The sequence below is a fragment of the Actinoallomurus liliacearum genome, from assembly GCF_039542035.1.
Lineage (GTDB): Bacteria > Actinomycetota > Actinomycetes > Streptosporangiales > Streptosporangiaceae > Actinoallomurus > Actinoallomurus liliacearum.
Window position 1 is genome coordinate 357,486 of sequence record NZ_BAABHJ010000023.1, and the last position, 20,540, is coordinate 378,025.

A 20,540-nucleotide genomic window follows, 5' to 3' on the forward strand; every position below is an offset into this window, starting at 1 on the left:
CGGGGAAGCGACCCGGCGGCGTGGACCTGAACACCGCCACGAGGTTCCCAGGAGGCGTGTCGTGACGATCGGTGGCACCCTCGCGAAGGCCCGCCAGGAGGCGGGTCTCAGCGTCCCGCAGGTCGCCGGCCGGACTCGCATCCGCGAGACGGTGCTCCAGGCCATCGAGCGCGACGACTTCAGCATGTGCGGCGGGGACTTCTACGCCCGCGGCCACATCCGGAGCATCGCGCGCGCCACCGGGATCGACCCGGAGCCGCTGGTCCAGGAGTACGACGACGCGCACGGGGGCCCGCCGCAGGCGGTCTCCGCGCGGCTGGCGTTCGAGGCGAAGACCCCCGTCAAGATCCTGGAACGCCGCTCGCCGAACTGGAGCGCCGCCATGGCGGTCGCCCTGGTCGCCGTCGTGCTGTACGGGATCTTCCGGGTGGCCACCGGTGAGGAGCGCCACAAGTCCGCCGAGCGGGCCGCCGCGCCGGCCGCCACCGCGACGGCGACGGCCCGCCCGTCGCACACCGCCGCCGTGGCCCAGGCGCCCCGCAAGGAGGTCACCGTCCGCCTCAAGGCCAAGCGGGCGAGCTGGCTCAGCGTCGAGGACGACAAGGGCAAGCAGCTGTTCAGCGGCGTCATCCGCGCCGGTCAGTCCCAGGAGTGGTCGGCCAAGAAGCACATCCGCCTGGTCATCGGCAACGGTGGCGGGGTGCGCCTCACCGTGAACGGCAAGGACCTCGGCTCACCCGGCCCGGACGGCCAGGTCGTCCGGCTCGCCTTCGGCCCGGGAGATCCGCAGAAAGGCTGATCGACCTCATTAGTCATGCCTGGTTCCTCCACGATCCGGTCGTTGACCTTCACCCCATCCGGGGCACAGACGCTCCAGCCCAGCCTCCGCAACGCCATCCACGCGTTCGACGGCAGCTTCCTGCCTCCGGCAAGCGCGCCCCGCAGGAGTGGGATCGGGTGCGCGCGGCGATCCCCTTCGCCCTCCCACCCACCATCCCGGCGGACGCAGTAATCCACCTGCCGACCCTGCGCCCGGCGGGCCGGAAAGTGCACGCCGACCTCGCCTTCAGCTAAGCCAACGCTGTCATCACGATCGGGAAGACCAGCCGGAAGGACCGGACCAAGACCGGCCCCACCCCGCCACGCGCCAACCGCCTCGCGCCCAGGCGACGCGAGGTTCCCTCCCCGGCAGCCCGCCCACGCGGTCCTGCCGGCCAGCGTCCGGCGGGACACGCACCAACGGACCGGGTCCGGCTGCCCCGCGCAGCCCACCGGAACCAGGACGTGACCACGATCAGCACACCCACCCCTGGCCACCGGCCACGAGGAGCAGCACTGGGTGCCGGTTTCCACCTCCACGCCCACGCCTCCCCACCCAGGTGGATACAACCCATGCCAGACACCACGTCTGGCATGGGACCGCTTAGCTGATCAGAGACGCTGACGGCCGCCCGCCTCGTGCGGGCCAGTACCGTATGGGGCATGTCCACCCCGCGTACTGAGCCCGCGGCCGCGCAGCGCACGCGCCCCGCGAGAGGGGAGCACCGCGCGTGAGCACCGCCGACCAACCCACCGACTCGGCGGATCGCCGGACCGTCTCCCTGGTCACCCTCGGCTGCGCCCGCAACGAGGTCGACTCCGAGGAGCTCGCGGCACGCCTGGAGAGCGCGGGCTGGACGCTCGACGACTCCGGCGACGCCTCGGTCGTCCTCGTCAACACCTGCGGCTTCATCGACGCCGCGAAGAAGGACTCGATCGACACCCTGCTCGCGGCGTCCGACTCCGGGGCACGGGTCGTGGCGGCCGGGTGCATGGCCGAGCGGTACGGCGCGGAGCTGGCCGAGTCGCTGCCCGAGGCCGACGCGGTGCTGAGCTTCGACGACTACGCCGCCATCGGCGAGCGCCTCGACGACGTCCTCGCCGGCCGTCCGCACCGGGCCCACACTCCGCAGGACCGGCGCAAGCTGCTGCCGCTCAGCCCGGTCCAGCGGTCCGGGGCCGACGTCCACGTCCCTGGCCACGGTGATCCGCCGCCCGCCCTCGACGCGCCGGACCTGCCCGAGGGCGTCGCCCCGGCGAGCGGCCCGCGCGTCCTGCGGCGGCGCCTCGGCGGCGGACCGGCGGCCCCGCTCAAGCTCGCCTCCGGCTGCGACCGGCGATGTACGTTCTGCGCCATCCCGGCCTTCCGCGGGGCGTACGTCTCGCGCCGGCCCACCGAGGTCCTCGACGAGGCCCGCTGGCTGGCCGGTCAGGGCGTCCGCGAGATCGTCCTGGTCAGCGAGAACTCCACCTCCTACGGCAAGGATCTCGGCGACATCCGCCTGCTGGAGACGCTGCTGCCCGAGCTCGCCGCCGTGCCCGGCGTCGAGCGGGTCCGGGTGAGCTACCTGCAGCCCGCCGAGCTGCGCCCCGGACTGATCGAGGCGATCGCCACGACGCCCGGCGTCGCGCCGTACTTCGACCTGTCCTTCCAGCACGCCAGCGGCCCGCTGCTGCGCCGGATGAAGCGGTTCGGCGACCGCGAGCGCTTCCTCGGCCTGCTCGAGCAGATCCGCGCGCTCGCCCCCGAGGCCGGCGTGCGCTCCAACTTCATCGTCGGTTTCCCCGGTGAGACCGAACACGACGTCGACGAGCTCGCGCAGTTCCTCACCGCCGCCCGCCTCGACGCCGTCGGCGTGTTCGGCTACTCCGACGAGGAGGGCACCGAGGCGGTCGGCTTCGACGGCAAGCTCGACGCCGCCGAGATCGACGCCCGCGTCGCCGACCTGTCCTCGCTCGCCGAGGAGCTCACCGCCCAGCGCGCCGAGGAGCGCATCGGATCGATCGTGGAGGTGCTGGTCGAGGAGCCCGGCGAGGGCCGGGCCGCGCACCAGGCCCCCGAGATCGACGGCGTCGTGACCCTGAAGGGCGAGGCGCCCGTCGGGCGGATCGTACGCTCACGCGTCGTCGAGGCGATGGGCGTCGACCTGCTCGCCGTCGTGGACGGGGCATGACGACCTCCGCCGGCGACGACCCGATCGCCACGCCGGTGGCCCCGCAGGCGGGTGTGCTCAACATCGCGAACCTGCTGACCGTCGTTCGCCTGGTGCTCGTCCCGTTCTTCGTCTGGCTGCTGTTCATCGAGGGGACCTGGTGGCGGGTCGCGGCGCTGGGGATGTTCGTCGTGGCGTCGCTCACCGACCGCGTCGACGGGGAGCTCGCCCGCCGGCGCAACCTCATCACCGACTTCGGCAAGATCCTCGACCCGATCGCCGACAAGGCGCTCGTCGGATCGGCGCTGGTCGGCCTCTCGCTGCTCGGGCGGCTCTGGTGGTGGGTGACGATCGCCATCCTCGTCCGGGAGCTGGGCATCACGCTGCTGCGGTTCGTCGTCATCCGGTACGGCGTGATCGCCGCCAGCCGTGGCGGCAAGCTGAAGACGACGCTGCAGGTGATCGCCATCGGCCTGTACATCATGCCCGGCCCGTTCGACCCGCTGCGCTGGATCGTCATGGGGGCCGCCACGGTGGTCACCGTCGTGACGGGCCTGGACTACCTGGCCAAGGCCTGGAGACTGTGGAAGGACGGGCGTGCGAGTCGAGCTGCTGAACGTCGGTGACGAGCTCCTGCGCGGCGACATCTTCAACGGCAACGCCGGGTGGCTCGGGCGGCGCCTCACGGAGGCGGGCGTGGAGGTCGTCCGCGGCGTGGTCGTCCCCGACGACACCGAGACGATCGTCGCGGCGCTGAGAGAGGCCCTGGAGCGCGCGGACGCCGTCATCGTCACCGGCGGCCTCGGCGGCACCTCCGACGACGTGACCCGGGACGCGCTGGCCCGTGCCGCGGGGGTCGCCCTGCGCCGTGACCCGGCCCTGGAGGCCCGGCTGCGGGAGCGGGCCGTCAGCCGCGGCGTGCCGCTGCGGGAGTCGGCGCTGCGGATGGCCGACGTCCCGGAGGGCGCCCGGCGGCTGCCCAACCCGGCCGGCACCGCGCCGGGCCTGCGCGTGGTCCTTCCCGGCGGCGTCGCGTACGCCGTGCCGGGCGTGCCGGAGGAGATGCGCGCGATCGTCGACGAGCATGTGCTGCCCGAACTGGCCGGGACTCCTGTGGCGGCCCGCGTGCTGCGCACGGCGACGGTGTGGGAGTCGGTGGTCGCCGCGCGTCTCGCTCCGGTGGAGGCGCTTCCCGGCGTGCGGCTCGCCTACTACCCGTCGCCCGGCGAGGTCCGGGTGCGGATCACCGGTACCGCCGAGGACCGGGTGGCCGAGGCCGCGGCGCTGGCGCGTGAGCTGCTCGGCGGCTCGGTGTACGCCGAGGAGGACCTCGACCTCGACCGCGTCGTCCATCGCCTCCTGGCGGAGCGGAACGCCACCGTCGCGGTGGCCGAGTCGCTCACCGGCGGCCTGCTCGGCGCCGAGCTCACCGGAATGCCCGGGTCGTCCGCGACGTTCCTAGGAGGTGTGGTCGCTTACGCGACCCCTCTCAAACATTCGCTTCTCGGCGTCCCCGCGGACCTGCTGGCCGCGCACGGCGCCGTCCATCCGGACGTCGCCGCCGCGATGGCCACCGGAGTCCGCGAGCGCCTCGGCGCCTCCTATGGCCTGGCCGTGACCGGCGTGGCCGGCCCCGACCCGCAGGACGGGCAGCCGGTCGGCACGGTTCACGTCGCGGTGGCCGAAACCGGCGGTTCCGCGACGGTTCGCTCGGTTCGGCTGCCGGTGGCCGGTGACGGGGAACGCGCCCGCGGCCCGATTCGCAGGATGACCGTCGTCCATGCACTTGACCTGCTGCGGCGTCATCTGCTCACACTGGACTCCAGTGAGAGTTGGGCCGTCACGGCGGGCAACCGGGAAGAGCCGGGGTGATTACAGCGTTACGTCGGAAGCGAACATGAAAGTTTCGGTCTGCCACGTGCATCGTGAAGACAGGTACGGTGGAACCGGTAGATGAGTCAGGACTCACGGAGGGAGCGAGACATGGTCCTGCTTCGTCAGCTGCTCGGCGACGTACTCCGGCAGCTGCGGCTGCGCCAAGGCCGTACCCTCCGGGAAGTTTCCGCGGCGGCACGGGTGTCGCTGGGTTATCTGTCCGAGGTTGAGCGGGGACAGAAGGAAGCCTCCTCGGAGCTGCTCGCCTCGATCTGCAAAGCCCTCGGCGTGCCGCTATCGCACGTGCTGCGCGACGTCTCCGATCAGCTGGCGCTGGCCGAGCTGCAGCAGGAGCCCGTGATGGCAGGTGCGCCGCCGGAGCATGAGCGGCTCGACGGCGACAGGATTTCGGCCGACGCCATCCCCAACACCCCCGAGACGATCGAGAACGCGCTCCGCGCCGACATGGTCGCGGCCTGACGGCCCGTTCGAAACGCGCACAGCGCCCTGGTCGCGGACGTCCGCGACCAGGGCGTTCGTGTCCGCGCGCCGGAGCGTCGGGTCCCCGGCGCGAGACCGATCACACGGTTATCCGGTCCCTTCTCGGGAAGGGTCGCCCCTGCAAGGGGACATTGACCTGACTGAGAAGGAGACTCGGCGATGTCGACCGTGAAGAGCCCGCTTCCCGACGATGCGCGCAAGGTGACCGGCGCCGTCCTGCAGGAGTCGCTGGTGGATCTCGTCGATCTGCACCTGCTGGGCAAGCAGGCGCACTGGAATCTCACCGGACGCAACTTCCGCTCCCTTCACCTCCAGCTCGACGAGCTCGTCGACCTGGCCCGTGCGCACGCGGACACGATCGCCGAGCGGGCGGTGGCGATCGGGGTCAACCCGGACGGCCGGGCCCGTACGGTCGCCGACACGACCAAGGTCCACCAGCTCGACGCGGGCTACCTGCAGGACGACAAGGTGGTCGCCGCGGTCACCGACCTGCTCGCCCAGATGATCCAGCGGTTCCGTGACCGCATCGAGACCACGGACGACTCGGACCTCGTCACCCAGGACCTGCTGATCGCCGTCGCGCAGGACCTGGAGAAGCAGCACTGGATGTTCGAGGCCCAGCGCTGAGCGCGGCGCGACGTGGCGGAGGAGGAGCTCCGCTGCCATGTTCTGCTCAGGACGCCGGCTCGTGCGGCGGCTGGCAGAAGGGGCACCAGAACGTGATCCGCTCCTCGGGCCGGTCGCCCTGGTCCGCCCGCCGGATGGTCGTGCGGCAGCGCCGGCAGGGGCGGCCGGCGCGTCCGTACACCCAGTTCTGCGCGCCCGGCCGGCGTTCGCCCGTGGTGATCTGGTCCTGATGATCCTTGTTGGCGTCCAGCAGCCGGCGGGCGAGCTCGACGAGGGCCTCCAGGTCGGGCACCGCGCCGACGGGGCACCACGGGTCGACGCCCCGCAGGAACAGCACCTCCGCCTTGTAGAGGTTGCCGATGCCGGCGAGCCGGGTCTGGTCGAGCAGCGCCTCGCCGATCGCCCGCTCCGGGCGCTCCCGGAGGCGGCGCACCGCCTCGGCCAGGTCCCAGTCCGGGCCGAGCAGGTCAGGTCCCAGGTGGCCGACGACGCGATCCTCCCGCGAGGTGCGCACGACCTCCACCACGCCGAGGGAGTACCCGAGCGCCTGCCACTCGGCGTTGGCCAGGACCAGCCGCAGGCGGTGGTCGCGCGGGGGCGGCGGGCCGGCCCGCCGGATCCGCCAGGTCCCCTCCATGCGCAGGTGCGTGTGCACGGTGACGTCGCCCTCGACCCGGATGAGCAGGTGCTTCCCGCGGGAGACCGCCTCGATGACCGAACGACCGGTCAGGTCGGTGGTGGCGTAGCGCGGCACCCGGAAGTCGCTGCGCGTGAGCACCCGTCCGGCGAGCGCCGCGTGCAGCCGCCTCGCGGCCGCCCAGACGACGTCTCCCTCCGGCATGGCGTCCCCCGACCCGGCGACCTCAGGGCCGGAAGGCGGGGGAGTCCCAGGCGGCCGGGTCCTCGGTCAGCTTGTTGACCGCGGGGGGCAGCTCGCCGGAGGCGACGTCGGCGAGGGTCACCTGTTCGAGGATGGCCCGCTCGCTCGCCCGCAGGGCGATCCACACGGTCTGCAGCGCGCGTGCCGGTCCTTCGTACCCCAGGTGCTCCGGCCGTTCCCCACGTACGCCGACGAGCGGGCCGTCGATGGCCCGGATGATGTCGGCCAGCGAGATCTGATTCGCCGGGCGGGCGAGCCAGTAGCCGCCCTCCGGCCCGCGCTGGCTGCGGACGAGACCCGAACGGCGCAGCTGGCTGAGGATGTTCTCCAGGAACTTCGGGGGAATCTGTTGCGCCTCAGCCAGCTGGACGGCCGTCACGGGGCGTTCGCCGCCGACGGCTAGCTCGGCGGACGCGCGGAGCGCGTAATCGACCCGGGCGGACAATCGCATGTTCCGATTATCCCGCCTCGACGGAACTGATCACGCCAAGCGTCCCCGTTTTCCGATCGGTGTTCGGGTTTTTTCCCGCCATCCGCCCTGTTTCGGGCCGATCCCTACGCCAGAGCGTCACCGGACACCGGCTCCAGAAGACCGATCACCTCCGCCGCGGCCCGGGCGTTGGCGCGCGTGGCGCCGTACGTGGCGACGTACGCGGCTCCTTCCGGCCGCCAGACCGGAACCCCCATCTCGACCAGGACGGCGTCCGGACGGGCGGCCAGCAGCGCCGTCACCAGGCCGCGATGCCCGGGGTACCGGTGCGCGTCCCGGACGACGATGACGAGCGAGCGCCCGTGGGCACGTTCCAAAAGGTCCCGGGCGTCGGCGTCGGCGGCCTCCACGCGCACCACGCCCGGCACCCAGGGGCCGAAACCCCAGGGGACCGGCCCGACCGCGATGTTCGACGGAGCCTGGATCTCGACGACGACGGGGTCGGAGGAGACCGAGGGCGTACCGGTGACCCGGACGGCCCGGCGGGCGGCCTCCAGCCCCACCGCGCGGTCGACCTCCGCGCTGCCGGCGGTGGCGAGCCACGCCTTGAGCCCGGCGACCCGCTCCGCGGCCTCCTCGAGCCGCTCGCCGGGCAGCCGCCCCTGGCGTACGGCCTCGACGATGTGCTCGCGGATGGCGCGCACGCTGTCCTCGAACTCCTTCGAGCCCAGGCACAGCAGATCCGAACCCGCCAGGAGGGCGCGGACGGACGCCTCGGGGATGCCGATCGCGTCGCTGGCGGCGCGCATGTCCAGCGCGTCGGTGACGACCGGCCCCGTGTACCCGAGGGCACCGCGCAGCAGCCCGGTGACCGCGGCGTGCGAGAGGGTCGCGGGAGCGTCGCCGGTGAGGGCCGGAACGCGGAGGTGGCCGGTCATGACGGAGGCGACCCCCGCCTGGATGGCGGCACGGAACGGGACGAGCTCGCGCCGTTCCAGCAGCGGCAGGTCGGCGTCCACCGTCGGGATCTCCAGGTGGGAGTCCTGGGAGGTCGCGCCGTGGCCGGGGAAGTGCTTGGCGCACGCGGCGACCCCGGCCTCCTGCAACCCGGCGACCGCCGCGGCGACGTGCCGCGCGACGGTCTCGGGGTCGGAGCCGAACGCCCGGGTTCCGATGATCGGATTGTCATCGGCGGTGTTGACGTCCGCGGACGGGGCGAAGTCGAGGTTGACTCCCACCTCCCGCAGTTCGGCGCCGAGCGAGCGGTACACCCGCCGGGTGACGGCGGGATCGTCGAGGGCGCCGAGCGCCGCGCTGCCCGGGTACGGGCTGCCGGTGTCATGGGCGAGCCGCGTGACGTCGCCGCCCTCCTCGTCGATGGAGATCAGCGGATCGGCGTACCGCCGCAACTCCCCGGTGAGCCCGGCCAGCCCGGCGGTGCCCGGCACGTTGCCGTTGATGGCGAAGAGCGTCACTCCGCTCATGCCCCGCTCCAGGCCCTCCAGGACCCAGCGCGGCGGAGTGGCACCGGGGAAGGGGGCGAGCAGCGTGGCGTTCGCGAGGCGCTCGAGAGACGGGTCGCTCATCAACCCTTCACCGCCCCTGCCACCAGGCCGGACACCATCCGGCGCTGCACGATGAGGAAGAACGCGATGACGGGGAGGGTGAGCAGCGTGGACGCCGCCATGATCGGGCCCCAATCGTTTCCGGAACGGCCGAAGAAGAACTGCAACATGATGGGCAAGGTGGCCTTGTCCTGGTCCTTGAGGAATGTGTAGGCGAACGGGAATTCGTTCCAGGCGGTGATGAAGGAGAAGACGCTCGTCGCCACGAGGCCGGGCGCCACGAGGGGGAGCAGGACCCGGAAGAAGATCCGCAGGTGTCCGGCGCCGTCGAGCGCCGCCGCCTCCTCCAGCTCCTTGGGCACGGCCGCGACGAATCCGCGCAGCATCCAGATGCCGAACGGCAGCGCGAACCCGACGTACACGGCGGTCAGGCCGACCAGGCTGTTCAGCATGTCCATCCGCTTCAGATCGACGAACAGCGGGATGACCAGCGCCTCGCACGGGACCATCTGCACGATGAGCAGCATGATCAGGAAGGTCGTGCGGAACCGGAACCGGAACCGCGCCACGGCCGTCGCCGCCAGGAGCGCGAGCAGCCCGGAGATCAGCACGGTCGAGATCGCCAGGATCGCGCTGTTCGCCAAGTAGTGCCAGAAGGAGACCCCGGCGACGCCGCCGTCCACGACGAAGCGGAAGTGCCCCAGGGTCGGGTGCTCCGGCAGCGGGTGCGGCGTGGCGCTGAAGATCTCCCCGTTCGGTTTGAACGCCGTGGAGACCATCCAGAACACGGGGAAGGCCGAGATGAGGAACACGCCGATGCCGGCGGCGTTGAGCGTGATACGACGCCACAGCGGAGCTCTCATGCCGCTCCCTCCTGACGGATGACCATCCGCGCGTACATCGCGGTGACGAGCAGAACGATCAGGGTGAGGACCACGGCGATCGCCGAGCCGAGGCCGTACCTGGCGTTGAGCGAGCCGAACGCCTCCGAATAGCCGTACAGCGACAGGTTGAACGAGTCGCGGTTGGCCAGGCCCGACATGACGAACAGCTGGGTGAACACGCGGAAGTCCCAGATCACCGAGAGCGCCAGCAGGACGCCGAAGATCGGTCGAAGCAGCGGAAAGGTGATCTTCCAGAAGTTCTGCCATGGATTGGTGCCGTCGACGCGGGCCGCTTCGTACAGCTCACTCGGCACCGTCCGCAGCCCGGCGAGCACCGAGACCGCGACGAACGGGAACGACATCCACACGACGCAGATCGTCAGGACGGTGTACGTCGGCAGCGGCGTGGCGAACCAGTTGTAGTTCGTCCAGCCCGAGCCCACCAGCGCGTTCGGCAGGAGGTCGAGGAACCAGTTGACCAGGCCGCCGGTGGTGCCGAACAGCCAGGAGAAGATGATCGCGGCGGTGATCGGCGGCGTCGCCCACGCGATCATCACGCCGCCCGCCACGAAGGCCGACATCTTCCTGCCGAGCCGGTTGATCAGCAGGCCGACGAGCGTCCCGATCAGCAGGGTCGCGGTGACCGCGACGACCGCGAACAGAACCGTGTGGCGGAACGTGGTCCAGAAGAACCCGTCGCCAAGGATCTGCCGGTAGTTGGCGAGACCGACGTTCTCGGCCGGCTCCCCGCGGAGCTGCCGCACGCCGACCTTCTCGAACGACATCCGGCCGATCTGGACGACGGGCCAGATCAGCAGCACGCCGATGACCAGGAGCGCCGGCAGGATGAGCAGGTACGGCCCGGAACGTGGGCGGCGAAGACGCCGGGCCGGGCGGGTGGTGTCCCGGCCCGGCGTCCGCCGCACCGGCTGAGCGGTGTCGAGCATGGAGGCGGTCCCTTACTGGTTGAGCAGGGAACCGGCCTGCTCGTCGGCCTTCTGCAGCTCTTCGTCGGGAGACTTGCCCTGCATGATGGCCTTGACCGCGTTCGGCAGCACCTTCTTGGCGCCCTCGTAGTCGGCCCAGCCCTTGCTCGTGGGCGTGAACCGCACGCCGCTGGCGGCGGCCTGCGCGAAGGGACCCATGATCGGGTCGTTCTTGTACGTCGCGCTCTGCAGGACGTCGGTGAACTGCGGCAGGAACTTCAGCGTGGAGGCGAAGGCCTGCGCGTTCTTCTTGCTGTCCAGCACGGTCAGGTAGTCGAACGCGACGTCCTTGTACTTGCTGTCCTTCCAGACCGCCAGGTCCGAGCCGCCGGAGAAGACCGGCGCGAGGCCGCTGTCCTTGCCCGGGATCGGGAAGACGCCCCAGTTCGCGGAGTCCTTGGCGTTGATCTTCTGCAGCTGCGGGAGGGCCCAGCTGCCGTCCATGTACATGCCGACCTTGCCGAGCGCGAAGTCCTGCTGGGGGCCCTGCAGCTCGTTCTTGCCGACGTACTTGTCCGGGGCGACCTTGTCCTTGCTGACGAGGCCCGCGTAGAACTGGACGGCCTCCTTGGCCTGGGGCTGCGAGAGCGTGCCCGTCCACTTGCCGCCCTGCTTGGCGGCGACGTCGCCGCCGTTGGCCCAGACGAAGCTGAGGATGCCGTTCGTCCAGTCGCTCGGCGCGGCGATGCCCGGCACGCCCTTCTTGTCCTGGATCTTCTTGGCCGCGTCCACGAGGCCGGCCCAGGACGTCGGAGGCTGGATGCCCAGCGCCTTGAACCAGTCCTTGTGGTACCAGACGGCCCGGACGCCGCCGTACCAGGGAGCGGCGTACGTCTTGCCGTCCGCCTGGTCGTTGGCGAGGGCGCCCTTGTTGAGGTCCTTGCCCTCGGTCCAGCCCTTCAGCTTGTCGCTGATGTCGGCGAAGGCCCCCTGCTCGACCCAGGACTGCACGTCGGTGTTGCCGACCTCGGTCACGTCGGGGCCGGAGCCGCCGGCGATCGCCGTCTGGAACTTCTGGGTGGCCTGCGGCCAGGGGATGTACTGCACCTGGACGTCGGTCTTCGGGTGCTTCTGCTGGAACTCGGCCTTGACGCCGTCGAGGAACTTCGTCTGCTCGGGGCTGCCGTCGCCCATCTGCCAGACGACGATCTTCGCCGGGTCCTTGCCTCCGGCCGAATCGTCCTTCTTGTCGTTCCCGCCGCAGCCCGCGACGGCGACCGTGAGGACGGCGGCTGTGGCGGCGGCCTTGGTGAACCGCATAATGGAACTCCCTTCGGTCACGCCACCGGTGCGTACGTCGCCGCACGGGGTCCGTACCGTGCGGTGTGTCGTATGCGCTGGTGGTGAAGCGCTCCTACAGCCGGCGCTGTAGCGGCTCATGCCTAAACTTGGGGTAACGGGTTGCTTGGCTGCTAAACTAACAAGAAACTTTCCTAAGCAATAGGCCGTCACCAAATCGATACGGAATGGGGCCGGAGATGCCGAGTCGCCCGGGGACACCGAGGCTGCTGCGCGAGCTCAACGACCGATCCGCCCTGGATCTCCTCGTGAGCTCGGGCCCGCTCACCCGGGCGCAGATCGGGCAGCACACGGGCCTGTCCAAGGTCACCGCGTCTCAGCTGCTCTCCCGGTTGCAGGAGCGCGGCCTCGTGTCCGTCGTCGGCGAGCAGGCCGGCGGCCGAGGGCCCAACGCCGCCCTGTACGCCGTCGTCCCCTCCAGCGCGTACGTCGCCGGCCTCGAGGTCGGCCCCAACCGCGTGACGGCAGGCGTCGCCGACATCACCGGCGAGATCGCCGCCGAGGTGACCGTCGACCCGAACGGCGCGGACGACCCGGTCTCCGTCATCCACGACGCCGTCGTGAAGGCCTGCCGCTCGGCCCGGATCCCGCTCGCCAAACTGCACGCGCTCGTCCTCGGCACCCCCGGCGTCATCGACCCGCGCACCGGGGACGTGCAGTTCATCTACGACCTGCCGCACTGGCACGCGGGCATCCTCCAGGCGCTCCGCCGTGACCTGCGGCTCGAGGTCACGATCGAGAACGACGTGAACCTCGCCGCGCTCGCAGAGCGGGCCGACGGCGCGGCCCGGGACGTCGGCGACTTCGCCCTGCTGTGGGCGACCCGCGGCGTCGGGCTCGCCGTCATGCTCGGCGGCCGCCTGCACCGCGGCGTCTCCGGCGGCGCCGGGGAGATCGGCTACCTTCCCGTGCCGGGCATGCCGCTGCCCGACGAGGACACCGAGTCGGTGACCTGGGGCATGCCGGCACTCGGCGGCGGTCTCGGCGCGCTCGTCGGCGCCGACGCGATCCGCGAGCTCGCCGGCCGGTACGGCTTCGCCGCCTCGACCGCGACCGAGTGCGTGCGGACGGCGGCCGAGGCGGGGGAGGACGGCGAGCCGTTCATGCGCGAGTTCGCCGCGCGCCTGGCGTACGGCGTCGCGTCCGTGACGATCGTGCTGGACCCCGGACTCGTCGTGATCGCCGGAGACGTCGGGCGGGCCGGCGGGGAGCGGCTCGCCGGGCTCGTCGAGGAGGCCGTCGGGCGGATCTGCCCGACGCGTCCCCGGGTCGCCCTCACCCAGGTGGAGGGGAACCCCGTCCTGCGCGGCGCGCTGCTCGCCGCCGTCGACCGCGCCCGCGACGACGTGTTCTCCGCCCCGCCCGCCTGAGCGGCGGCGCCGCCGGGCGGGACGTGTACGGGAACGGGCACGGCCGGGCTCCCGCCTTCCCATCGGCTGCCGAGCCGGACCGGCACCTCGTGGCCGTCCCGCCTGACCGAGCACGCGAGAAGCCGGCCGGGTCGCAGGGCGACCCGGCCGGCTCGGTGTTCAGGCCCTCGCGAGGCGGTTGAGCTCAGCCACCCAGGCGCTCGATCTCCGCCGCGTGGCGGTTGTAGTCCCCCTCGGCCGCGATGGACTTCTGCCGGGCTGCTTCGAGAGCGGCAGCGTCCCCCGAGAAGGTCGCGAGCAGTGCGTCCCCGGCCGCTGCGGCGTGCCGCTTCCGGGCCGCGTTACCCGCGTCGCGGTGCGCCTGGATTTCGTCCTGGTTCGACATCAGGGTGTTCCTCTCCGTTGGGGAACACGACTCCTGCGTACGGGAGCGTGCTCCTTCTCCTTAGTGACACGACCCACGGAGGTCGCAGTTCAGACCGTCCCAGGGGGCGCCACGACGCAACCGGTTCGGCCGCGCCGTGACTGCCGTCGCCACTCGCATCGACCGAGCGCACGAAGAACCGGCCGGGTCGCTGAGGGATGTGCTGATGGCGTCCCCGAAGTGCCGCCTCACCCTCCGAGCCGGCCGGCGACGCGCCGATTACGCAATGTAGGCAGACGTACGTTCTCCGCCGTCGTGTACGGATCGTTCCGGCCGCATTGATAGGTTCTGCGGCGACTGTGTTGATCTATCGGGAGGCCCGCCGTGCCGAATGTCCAGCCGCTTACGAACGGGGATCCCCGGCGGCTGGGGGCGTACGAGGTCGTCGGGCGGCTCGGTGAGGGCGGCCAGGGCATCGTCTACCTCGGCCGTGGCGCCAGCGAGTCCGTCGCGATCAAGGTCCTGCAGGCCCAGCTGATGGAGGACTCCGGGGCCCGCACCCGCTTCGTCCGCGAGGTCGAGGTCACCAAGCGGGTCGCCCGTTTCTGCACCGCTCAGGTCCTGCACGTCGGCATGGCCGACGACCGCCCGTACATCGTCAGCGAGTACGTTCCGGGTCCTTCGCTGCAGCAGCAGCTCCGGGAGGAGGGGCCCCGCCAGGGCGCCGCCCTCGACCGGCTGGCCATCAACACCGCCACCGCCCTCGCGGCCATCCACCAGGCCGGCGTGGTCCACCGGGATTTCAAGCCCGGCAACGTCCTCATGGGCCCGGACGGCCCCGTGGTGATCGACTTCGGCATCGCCCGTGCCCTCGACGCGACCGGGACGACCGCCGCCAGCCAGGTCGTCGGCACGCCCGCCTTCATGGCGCCCGAGCAGCTGACCGAGGGGCGCGTCGGCCCGGCGACCGACATGTTCGCGTGGGGCGTCACGATCGCGTGCGCCGCCTCGGGCAAGCCGCCGTTCGGCAACAAGTCCATCCCCACGGTGATCCACAGCATCCTCCACGACGAGCCCGACCTCGGGGCCCTGGACGGACGGCTGCGGCAGATCGTCGCCGCCTGCCTCGCCAAGGACCCGGCGCGGCGCCCGACCGCCCGGCAGCTCATGGACGCGCTGATGGGCCAGCAGGGCGCCACCGGCCTCCTCGACCTCTCCGGCGGGCCCGGAGTGCCGATGCCCGGCGGGGGCGCCTTCCCGCCGGCCGGCGCGACGGGCGGTGCGACGGAGGTGCTGCCGCCGGGCGGCAGGCCCGGAGGCGGTACCGAGGTGCTCCCGCCGGGAGGCCCGCAGGGCGGCGGGACGCAGGTGCTGCCCCCGGCCGGTCCGCAGGGCGCCGGCACGATGCGGATGCCCGCCGCCGGCCCGCCCACGTCGTCCACCCGGGGGATGCCGCCGTACGGTGCGGGCTCCGCAGGTGGCTACCAGCCGTCCGACGGCGGCACGTACAACCTCCCGCCCGTGACGCCGCCCGCGCCCGCGTACGGCCGGGAGCCGGCGCCGAGGAGAGGCGGCACGGGCGGCATCGTCGCCGCGGTCGTCGCCGGCGTCATCCTGCTGGCCGGCGGCGGCGCCGTGTACGCGGCGATGAACAACGGCGGGGACGGCCAGAACGCCGCCGAGCCCAGCCCCAGCGTCAAGAAGCACAAGGCCAAGAAGTCGCACACGCCGACGCACCGGCCCACGCACAAGAAGACGCCGTCGCACTCGCCGACGCCGAAGAAGACCATGCGGGCCAACCCGTACACCCCCGAGCGGCTGTGCGGCCCCGGCTTCCACCAGATCGAGAGCCATGGGCTCGGTGGGGCGACCGTCCATCTGCTCTACAACGACGCCAGCGGCGCGAACTGCGTCGTCACGATGGTCCCCAAGTCGAATGGCGACAAGCCTCGCATGACCGCGACCTTGGCGGTCAAGGACGGCGGCCAGGGCACCAGGTCGGCGAGCAACCCGTTCTTCGCCGGGCCGGTACGCCTGCCAGCCAAGGACAAGTGCGTCCGCTGGGGCGGCTCCTCCCCGACGGGCGCCTGGACCAGCGGCTGGACCCACTGCCACTGACCGTCCCTCCGCCGCCCACGGCGTACCGAATGCTCGGCGACCGCAGCCCAGGACGAGGGCAAAAGTCCGCATGTCACCACCGCGGGCGGAGCCTTTCCCGAGCATCCGGTACGTGCCCGGATCGTTGGCAGCCTGCTCAGGCTTCCGTTAACCAGGAAAACGGACACCCCTGCTCGTAGCTCGTCCACTGAGGTAGGCGGGGCCGCCGTTGCCGGCACCGTTGCCGTCGACCGTACTTTCCGTTCGATGGACATGCTCCACGGACATGTCTGATTCCAGTTATTTCTCCGAATCGATCATCTATCTGGTCGCATGATGGATTTCCCCCGATTTGGGAGGTCCCCTCATGCTTCGCTCCATCACGGCCGCCATTGCTGCGTGTCTGCTGCTGGCCGGCTGTAACTCCACCGCCTCGCAGGTCTCATCGCATCGCGACAAGGCCGGCTCCTCGCGATCCGCGGGGAGACCAACGGACACCGCCGCTCCGGAGCCGACCAGCACCCTCGCGCCCGGGTCTTGTCACGCCTCCAGCCTTGACCCGGCCACCACCCATCCGGACCCGCACTGCACCCCTGGCGCCTTCAACCCCGCCGTGACCCAAGCGAACATTCACCACACGATCTGTATCTCCGGCTACACGAAGACGATCCGCCCACCCGTCGCCTATACCGACGCGCTGAAGCGGCAGCAGATTCGCGAGTACGGCTACACCGACACCAGTCCGCGCTCCTACGAAGAGGACCACTTCATTCCGCTGAGCCTCGGCGGCGCACCACGCGACCCACAGAACCTGTGGCCTGAACCCGGCGCGTCACCGAATCCCAAGGACGACATCGAGTTCAAGCTGTACAAAGCCGTATGCGCCGGCACAGTGACACTGGCCGCCGCGCAGAAGGCCATCACCACGGACTGGACGACCGCAGGCCAGATCATCCACTAGGCGTATCCCCGGCCGGCCGGACACGCGCCCATGGAGCCTCCGGCCGAGACCGGCGGCCTGCCCGGTCCGGTACGCCTGCCCGCCAAGGACAAGTGCGTCCGCTGGGGCGGCTCCTCCCCGACGGGCGCCTGGACCAGCGGCTGGACCCACTGCCACTGACGGGCCGGCTCCAAAGCCTCGCCGCGTCGATCGCGGGCGTGGACCAGGCGACCTCTCAGCCTTGATCCCTGGCATCCAGTGCCACTAGGAGACAGCGACGGCCAGTGATCAAGCTAAACCGATCCGCCCGCGATTCCAAGGCACGCTTCGCCGATCTCCCCTCAGTGATCGCTGCCGAGGTCTGAAGCGGTCGCCGGGCGTGCCGCCTCCGGTCAGACCGCCGGTGGGCGGGCCGGGTCAACGTTGGCGACGATCTTCTCGCCCTCGTAGAGGGAGGCGCCGAAGTTCCAGCCTTGCCCGGTGAGGAAGGCGATCAGGTCATCCCATCGATCGGGGTCGACCTTTCCCGCCAGGCGCACCAGCCCGTACTGGGACAGCGTCCGCAGACTCGCCCACTCCGTGGTGAACTCGAACTCGTTCCGGTACTCCCCCGGCCCGACGGTCCATCCTCCGTGATCGAACGCCCGTGCCACCTCGCCGAGGTGCGGACCGATCTCAATCTCGTACTGCTCACCGGGCTCGGCATAGACGGCGGCGTAGAAGTTGGGTACCCGCTCGAGGGCCGCCGAGAGCCAGTCCGGCGTGTGCTCGGGGTCACGAGGGAAGGCGGCGACCTCCTTGGCGTACTGCCCGGGTTCGAACCCGCCCAACTCCGGTTCGCCGTTGTAGTCGTAGTCCGCCGTGTGACCGCCGTCCGCGGACAGGGTGTAGGTCATGGTGAGCCACGTGCCGGCGCCCGGCCGGTACATCCCGTCCTTCAACCGGCCGCACAGTTTGTTCATCCCACGGGGGATAGTGTCAGTCCTACTGCGCCCCTCCTCGTCCAGCACCGTGAGCGAGGACAGGACACCGCCGCCGACGATCCCGGTCCAGGTGAAGGTCGCCCGTGACCAGCCAGGCCGCAGTGCGCCGGCCAACAGTTCTCCGATCTCCTGGAGAATCTCGTCCTGTCGCTCGACGCTCAATCCCGATGACGGCATGCGGCTCCTTCGATTGTGCGGGTCAAGGTTGGATGCGCGTCACCTCACGGCGGTTCACACGTTGCTCTGTACCTCGGCAACCGGATTCAGGCGCGGAGGCGGTCGACGTGGCGGAAGGCGTCCGGGGGCATGGCGATTCCCTTCGGAAACGCTGCCGCATCGACGCGACCGGCATTTCTCCTGTGGTTCGACGGTTCTGGCTGATGCGTCGAGCCGAGTGATGCCTGAGCGATATCGTCCCGCCATGCCAAGTTCCGCAGAACGAATCATCGCAGGGCGTTACCGGCTGCTGGACTCGCTCGGCCGCGGCGGAATGGGGATCGTCTGGCGCGCCCGGGACGAGTACCTCGAGCGTGACGTCGCAGTGAAGGAGATTCTGCTCCCCAGCGGTCTGGATGACGCAACCCGTGCAGGCATGCTTGCGCGATTCGTTCGTGAGGCCAAGGCCGCCGCGCATCTCGATCACCCGGCGATCATCAATGTGTACGACGTGGTCACCGAGAATGACCTGCCGTGGATCGTCATGCGGCTCGTACCGGGCAGGTCCCTCGACCAATTGGTCAACGAACACGGCCCGCTTTTCCCGGACCGGGTCGCGGCGATCGGCCTGCAGATGCTCGACGCGCTGGACACCGCCCACGCTGCGGGAATCCTGCACCGGGACGTCACACCCAGAAACGTGTTGGTCGGCGATGACGATCGCATCGTCCTGACCGACTTCGGCATCGCGGCGATGGCAGGCGCGACCGCGCTGACCCAGACCGGGGCGCTGATCGGATCTCCGGGATACATAGCACCGGAACGCCTACGGGGACGCCCGGTCGGTCCCGAGTCGGACCTGTGGTCGCTTGGCGCCGTGCTCTACTTCGCCGTCGAGGGCAGGCGTGCCTACAGCGCCGATGAGATCCCCGCCCTGATCGGCATGGTCCTCACAGAGGAACCTGAGCCGCCGACTCAGGCCGGCCCCCTCGCGCCGGTCCTGAAGGGCCTCCTGATCAAGGAGCCGGCCGAACGGCTGAGCGCCGAAGTGACACGGCAGCGACTGCGAGCGGTGACCGAAGCGAGCGACGCCGCAGGCCGGACGCTGGGGGAGCTCACCACGTTGAACCCTGCGTCCTGGCGACACCCCGAAACGTACGAGGCATCGGAGAGGCCTTACGGCCCGGTGCCGGTACAGGCCGCTCACTCCGGCGGACGTCCGCCAGAGGGTCTCCACAGGGTGGGAGTCGCACCGAACATTGCGGAACCCCCCATCTCCGCTCCCCGCGGGTTCGTTCCGGGCACGCGTCCAGTCAAGTCGAACGCTTCGGTGAAGCCATCGACGATCGCTTCGATCTGTGCACTCGTGGTGTTCGTGGGCGTGGCCGCCATTGTGGTGAATGTGGCCTGGAACCCATTGCGCATCATCGGCGAGGGGAGGTTCTCCACAGCTCCGGCCTGTGGCGGGATCACCTCGGCTGCCCTCGACAAGGCGATTCCGCAGCCACGTCACGCAGTCGGCGACCACTGCGAATGGTGGAGTCTGGCCAATGGGAACCTCGATCTCCAGGTCCTGTCCACCACCCGGTACACCCGGTCCTGGTGGCACTCGGCGGAAGACCGTGCGCACTCCAGTATGAACAGGCATCGCGCCGCCGACCCGTTGAGAAGCGAGTTGGAGGTCGGCGACGAGAAGGCCGTCACCACGGAATCCGGCGAAGACATGGACGGCAGCGGCTCGGCCGTCATCTGGTTTCGGGTCAGCAACATTGTCGTGAAGATGATGGTCACCAACCCGAGCGGCTCAGCGGCCGCATACTTCGGGGCGATCGGTGCCGCGCGCGAAATCGCCCGATCCCTCCCGAACCACCGCTGACAGGCTGCCCCAGCGCGCCTGACGAGCGATCGATCTCGTTGGTCGTCTAGTGGTGGACGGTGACTCTGTGCCCTCATCCAGGGCTCACGGTGTGACCTCGACCAGGCCGAAGTCGCCGGAGGTCGGTCGAGCGCCTCCTCGTAGTGCGCGCGATCGGCCTCGATACGCGCGGTGGCGCGCCGGCAGGTGATGACCTCCTGGGCGTTGGTGTCGAGGACGAGTTCTGCCGTGTCGACCAACTCGACGGTGAAAGCCCCGCGGTGTCCTTTCGAGGGCCGTCTCAGCCTTGATCCCTGGCATGTAGTGCCACTAGGAGGCAGCGAATGCCAGTGATCAAGCTAAGCCGATCCGGCTCCTCCGTACATGACGGGCCTGAGACCGGCGGGAAGGTGGTGCGCGGCCAGCGAAACCGCCTCCTCGGCTGCGGCGGTCCCGCCCAGAATCCGTCCCGTGTAGCCGGCTGTGACGATGTAGTCCTTGCCGTGCCGTGGGTGCAAGCACACCAAGACCTCACGGCTGAGGTTGGGCCGAGTCTCGGTGGAGAACCGCAACGACCAATGGCTGGTGAACGGGTAGAGCTGTCGTAGCCGTGGCTCGGCGTACGCGGCCTCAATCAGCGCGTGGTGCTCGGGCCAGTTCACCTCCCCGGCTTCCTTACACAGGTGTTGCCACTCCGACTCGGCCAGCAGAGCAGGATTCTGGTCCAGCACCTCTAACCGGCCGGTCAACTTCACG

20 protein-coding genes are annotated in these 20,540 nt (G+C 70.6%); 11 read left to right on the forward strand and 9 right to left on the reverse strand.

Features of this window, described 5'->3' with window-relative positions; genetic code table 11:
- Positions 1-61 precede the first annotated feature (61 nt).
- From ABD978_RS29765 to ABD978_RS29790, 6 genes are all read left to right on the forward strand, one after another.
- Entirely contained in the window at positions 62-799 is a 738-nt protein-coding gene (locus ABD978_RS29765) for a helix-turn-helix domain-containing protein (RefSeq protein ID WP_345361959.1), read from the forward strand.
- Positions 800-1,550: 751 nt separating this feature from the next.
- Positions 1,551-2,993 carry a MiaB/RimO family radical SAM methylthiotransferase gene (locus ABD978_RS29770; protein ID WP_345361962.1) on the forward strand — a complete coding sequence of 481 codons (1,443 nt, stop codon included), beginning with the start codon at positions 1,551-1,553 and terminating at the stop codon, positions 2,991-2,993.
- Positions 2,990-3,598, forward strand: coding sequence for a CDP-diacylglycerol--glycerol-3-phosphate 3-phosphatidyltransferase (pgsA, locus tag ABD978_RS29775; RefSeq protein WP_345361965.1), 609 nt, complete (start codon positions 2,990-2,992; stop codon positions 3,596-3,598). The genes ABD978_RS29770 and pgsA overlap by 4 nt, the downstream gene beginning before the upstream one ends.
- Entirely contained in the window at positions 3,570-4,844 is a 1,275-nt protein-coding gene (locus tag ABD978_RS29780) for a CinA family nicotinamide mononucleotide deamidase-related protein (protein ID WP_345361968.1), read from the forward strand. Before pgsA ends, ABD978_RS29780 begins: the two co-directional genes overlap by 29 nt.
- Positions 4,845-4,955: 111 nt before the next feature.
- Entirely contained in the window at positions 4,956-5,327 is a 372-nt protein-coding gene (locus tag ABD978_RS29785) for a helix-turn-helix domain-containing protein (protein WP_345361971.1), read from the forward strand.
- A gap of 180 nt (positions 5,328-5,507) precedes the next feature.
- Positions 5,508-5,975 carry a Dps family protein gene (locus ABD978_RS29790; protein ID WP_345361974.1) on the forward strand — a complete coding sequence of 156 codons (468 nt, stop codon included), beginning with the start codon at positions 5,508-5,510 and terminating at the stop codon, positions 5,973-5,975.
- A gap of 46 nt (positions 5,976-6,021) precedes the next feature.
- Here ABD978_RS29790 and ABD978_RS29795 read toward each other — a convergent pair whose 3' ends face one another.
- The 6 genes from ABD978_RS29795 to ABD978_RS29820 all read right to left on the reverse strand — a co-directional run bounded on the left by ABD978_RS29795 (position 6,022) and on the right by ABD978_RS29820 (position 11,980).
- Positions 6,022-6,816: a DNA-formamidopyrimidine glycosylase family protein gene (locus ABD978_RS29795; protein WP_345361977.1), complete on the reverse strand. Its 795-nt coding sequence runs from the start codon at positions 6,814-6,816 to the stop codon at positions 6,022-6,024.
- A 22-nt stretch (positions 6,817-6,838) separates the two neighbouring features.
- Positions 6,839-7,306: an RrF2 family transcriptional regulator gene (locus ABD978_RS29800; protein WP_345361980.1), complete on the reverse strand. Its 468-nt coding sequence runs from the start codon at positions 7,304-7,306 to the stop codon at positions 6,839-6,841.
- A gap of 104 nt (positions 7,307-7,410) precedes the next feature.
- A complete protein-coding gene (locus ABD978_RS29805) occupies positions 7,411-8,871 on the reverse strand; it encodes a glycoside hydrolase family 3 protein (protein WP_345361983.1) in 1,461 nt (486 codons plus the stop codon).
- Entirely contained in the window at positions 8,871-9,713 is an 843-nt protein-coding gene (locus tag ABD978_RS29810) for a carbohydrate ABC transporter permease (RefSeq protein ID WP_345361986.1), read from the reverse strand. The genes ABD978_RS29805 and ABD978_RS29810 overlap by 1 nt, the downstream gene beginning before the upstream one ends.
- A complete protein-coding gene (locus ABD978_RS29815) occupies positions 9,710-10,681 on the reverse strand; it encodes a carbohydrate ABC transporter permease (RefSeq protein WP_345361989.1) in 972 nt (323 codons plus the stop codon). The genes ABD978_RS29810 and ABD978_RS29815 overlap by 4 nt, the downstream gene beginning before the upstream one ends.
- A gap of 12 nt (positions 10,682-10,693) precedes the next feature.
- On the reverse strand, positions 10,694-11,980 hold the full coding sequence (locus tag ABD978_RS29820; RefSeq protein WP_345361992.1) for an extracellular solute-binding protein: 1,287 nt from the start codon (positions 11,978-11,980) through the stop codon (positions 10,694-10,696).
- Between the two features lie 218 nt (positions 11,981-12,198).
- Here ABD978_RS29820 and ABD978_RS29825 point away from each other — a divergent pair, with 218 nt between their 5' ends.
- Positions 12,199-13,389 carry an ROK family transcriptional regulator gene (locus tag ABD978_RS29825; RefSeq protein WP_345361995.1) on the forward strand — a complete coding sequence of 397 codons (1,191 nt, stop codon included), beginning with the start codon at positions 12,199-12,201 and terminating at the stop codon, positions 13,387-13,389.
- Between the two features lie 184 nt (positions 13,390-13,573).
- Here the strand turns inward: ABD978_RS29825 and ABD978_RS29830 are convergent, their stop codons facing one another.
- Positions 13,574-13,774 (reverse strand): hypothetical protein, encoded by a 201-nt coding sequence (locus ABD978_RS29830; protein WP_345361998.1) that lies wholly within the window; start codon positions 13,772-13,774, stop codon positions 13,574-13,576.
- Between the two features lie 363 nt (positions 13,775-14,137).
- On the opposite strand from ABD978_RS29830, the gene ABD978_RS29835 reads away from it, so the two are divergent.
- The 3 genes from ABD978_RS29835 to ABD978_RS29845 all read left to right on the forward strand — a co-directional run bounded on the left by ABD978_RS29835 (position 14,138) and on the right by ABD978_RS29845 (position 16,970).
- Positions 14,138-15,871 (forward strand): protein kinase domain-containing protein, encoded by a 1,734-nt coding sequence (locus ABD978_RS29835; RefSeq protein ID WP_345362001.1) that lies wholly within the window; start codon positions 14,138-14,140, stop codon positions 15,869-15,871.
- Between the two features lie 346 nt (positions 15,872-16,217).
- Positions 16,218-16,811 carry a hypothetical protein gene (locus ABD978_RS29840; protein WP_345362004.1) on the forward strand — a complete coding sequence of 198 codons (594 nt, stop codon included), beginning with the start codon at positions 16,218-16,220 and terminating at the stop codon, positions 16,809-16,811.
- 30 nt (positions 16,812-16,841) lie between these two features.
- Positions 16,842-16,970 carry a hypothetical protein gene (locus tag ABD978_RS29845; RefSeq protein ID WP_345362007.1) on the forward strand — a complete coding sequence of 43 codons (129 nt, stop codon included), beginning with the start codon at positions 16,842-16,844 and terminating at the stop codon, positions 16,968-16,970.
- 212 nt (positions 16,971-17,182) lie between these two features.
- On the opposite strand, the gene ABD978_RS29850 is transcribed toward ABD978_RS29845, so the two are convergent.
- Positions 17,183-17,950 (reverse strand): hypothetical protein, encoded by a 768-nt coding sequence (locus ABD978_RS29850; RefSeq protein ID WP_345362010.1) that lies wholly within the window; start codon positions 17,948-17,950, stop codon positions 17,183-17,185.
- A gap of 244 nt (positions 17,951-18,194) precedes the next feature.
- On the opposite strand from ABD978_RS29850, the gene ABD978_RS29855 reads away from it, so the two are divergent.
- On the forward strand, positions 18,195-19,805 hold the full coding sequence (locus ABD978_RS29855) for a serine/threonine-protein kinase (RefSeq protein ID WP_345362013.1): 1,611 nt from the start codon (positions 18,195-18,197) through the stop codon (positions 19,803-19,805).
- 338 nt (positions 19,806-20,143) lie between these two features.
- Here ABD978_RS29855 and ABD978_RS29860 read toward each other — a convergent pair whose 3' ends face one another.
- Positions 20,144-20,539, reverse strand: coding sequence for a DUF6193 family natural product biosynthesis protein (locus tag ABD978_RS29860; RefSeq protein WP_345362016.1), 396 nt, complete (start codon positions 20,537-20,539; stop codon positions 20,144-20,146).
- Position 20,540 lies beyond the last annotated feature (1 nt).

Coding starts and splice junctions, on each gene's coding strand:
- pgsA (WP_345361965.1), top strand. CDS start 2,990: ATGACGACCTCCGCCGGCGACGACCCGATCGCCACGCCGGTGGCCCCG.
- ABD978_RS29785 (WP_345361971.1), top strand. CDS start 4,956: ATGGTCCTGCTTCGTCAGCTGCTCGGCGACGTACTCCGGCAGCTGCGG.
- ABD978_RS29790 (WP_345361974.1), top strand. CDS start 5,508: ATGTCGACCGTGAAGAGCCCGCTTCCCGACGATGCGCGCAAGGTGACC.
- ABD978_RS29795 (WP_345361977.1), bottom strand. CDS start 6,816: ATGCCGGAGGGAGACGTCGTCTGGGCGGCCGCGAGGCGGCTGCACGCG.
- ABD978_RS29800 (WP_345361980.1), bottom strand. CDS start 7,306: ATGCGATTGTCCGCCCGGGTCGATTACGCGCTCCGCGCGTCCGCCGAG.
- ABD978_RS29805 (WP_345361983.1), bottom strand. CDS start 8,871: ATGAGCGACCCGTCTCTCGAGCGCCTCGCGAACGCCACGCTGCTCGCC.
- ABD978_RS29810 (WP_345361986.1), bottom strand. CDS start 9,713: ATGAGAGCTCCGCTGTGGCGTCGTATCACGCTCAACGCCGCCGGCATC.
- ABD978_RS29815 (WP_345361989.1), bottom strand. CDS start 10,681: ATGCTCGACACCGCTCAGCCGGTGCGGCGGACGCCGGGCCGGGACACC.
- ABD978_RS29820 (WP_345361992.1), bottom strand. CDS start 11,980: ATGCGGTTCACCAAGGCCGCCGCCACAGCCGCCGTCCTCACGGTCGCC.
- ABD978_RS29825 (WP_345361995.1), top strand. CDS start 12,199: ATGCCGAGTCGCCCGGGGACACCGAGGCTGCTGCGCGAGCTCAACGAC.
- ABD978_RS29830 (WP_345361998.1), bottom strand. CDS start 13,774: ATGTCGAACCAGGACGAAATCCAGGCGCACCGCGACGCGGGTAACGCG.
- ABD978_RS29840 (WP_345362004.1), top strand. CDS start 16,218: ATGCTTCGCTCCATCACGGCCGCCATTGCTGCGTGTCTGCTGCTGGCC.
- ABD978_RS29845 (WP_345362007.1), top strand. CDS start 16,842: ATGGAGCCTCCGGCCGAGACCGGCGGCCTGCCCGGTCCGGTACGCCTG.
- ABD978_RS29850 (WP_345362010.1), bottom strand. CDS start 17,950: ATGCCGTCATCGGGATTGAGCGTCGAGCGACAGGACGAGATTCTCCAG.
- ABD978_RS29855 (WP_345362013.1), top strand. CDS start 18,195: ATGCCAAGTTCCGCAGAACGAATCATCGCAGGGCGTTACCGGCTGCTG.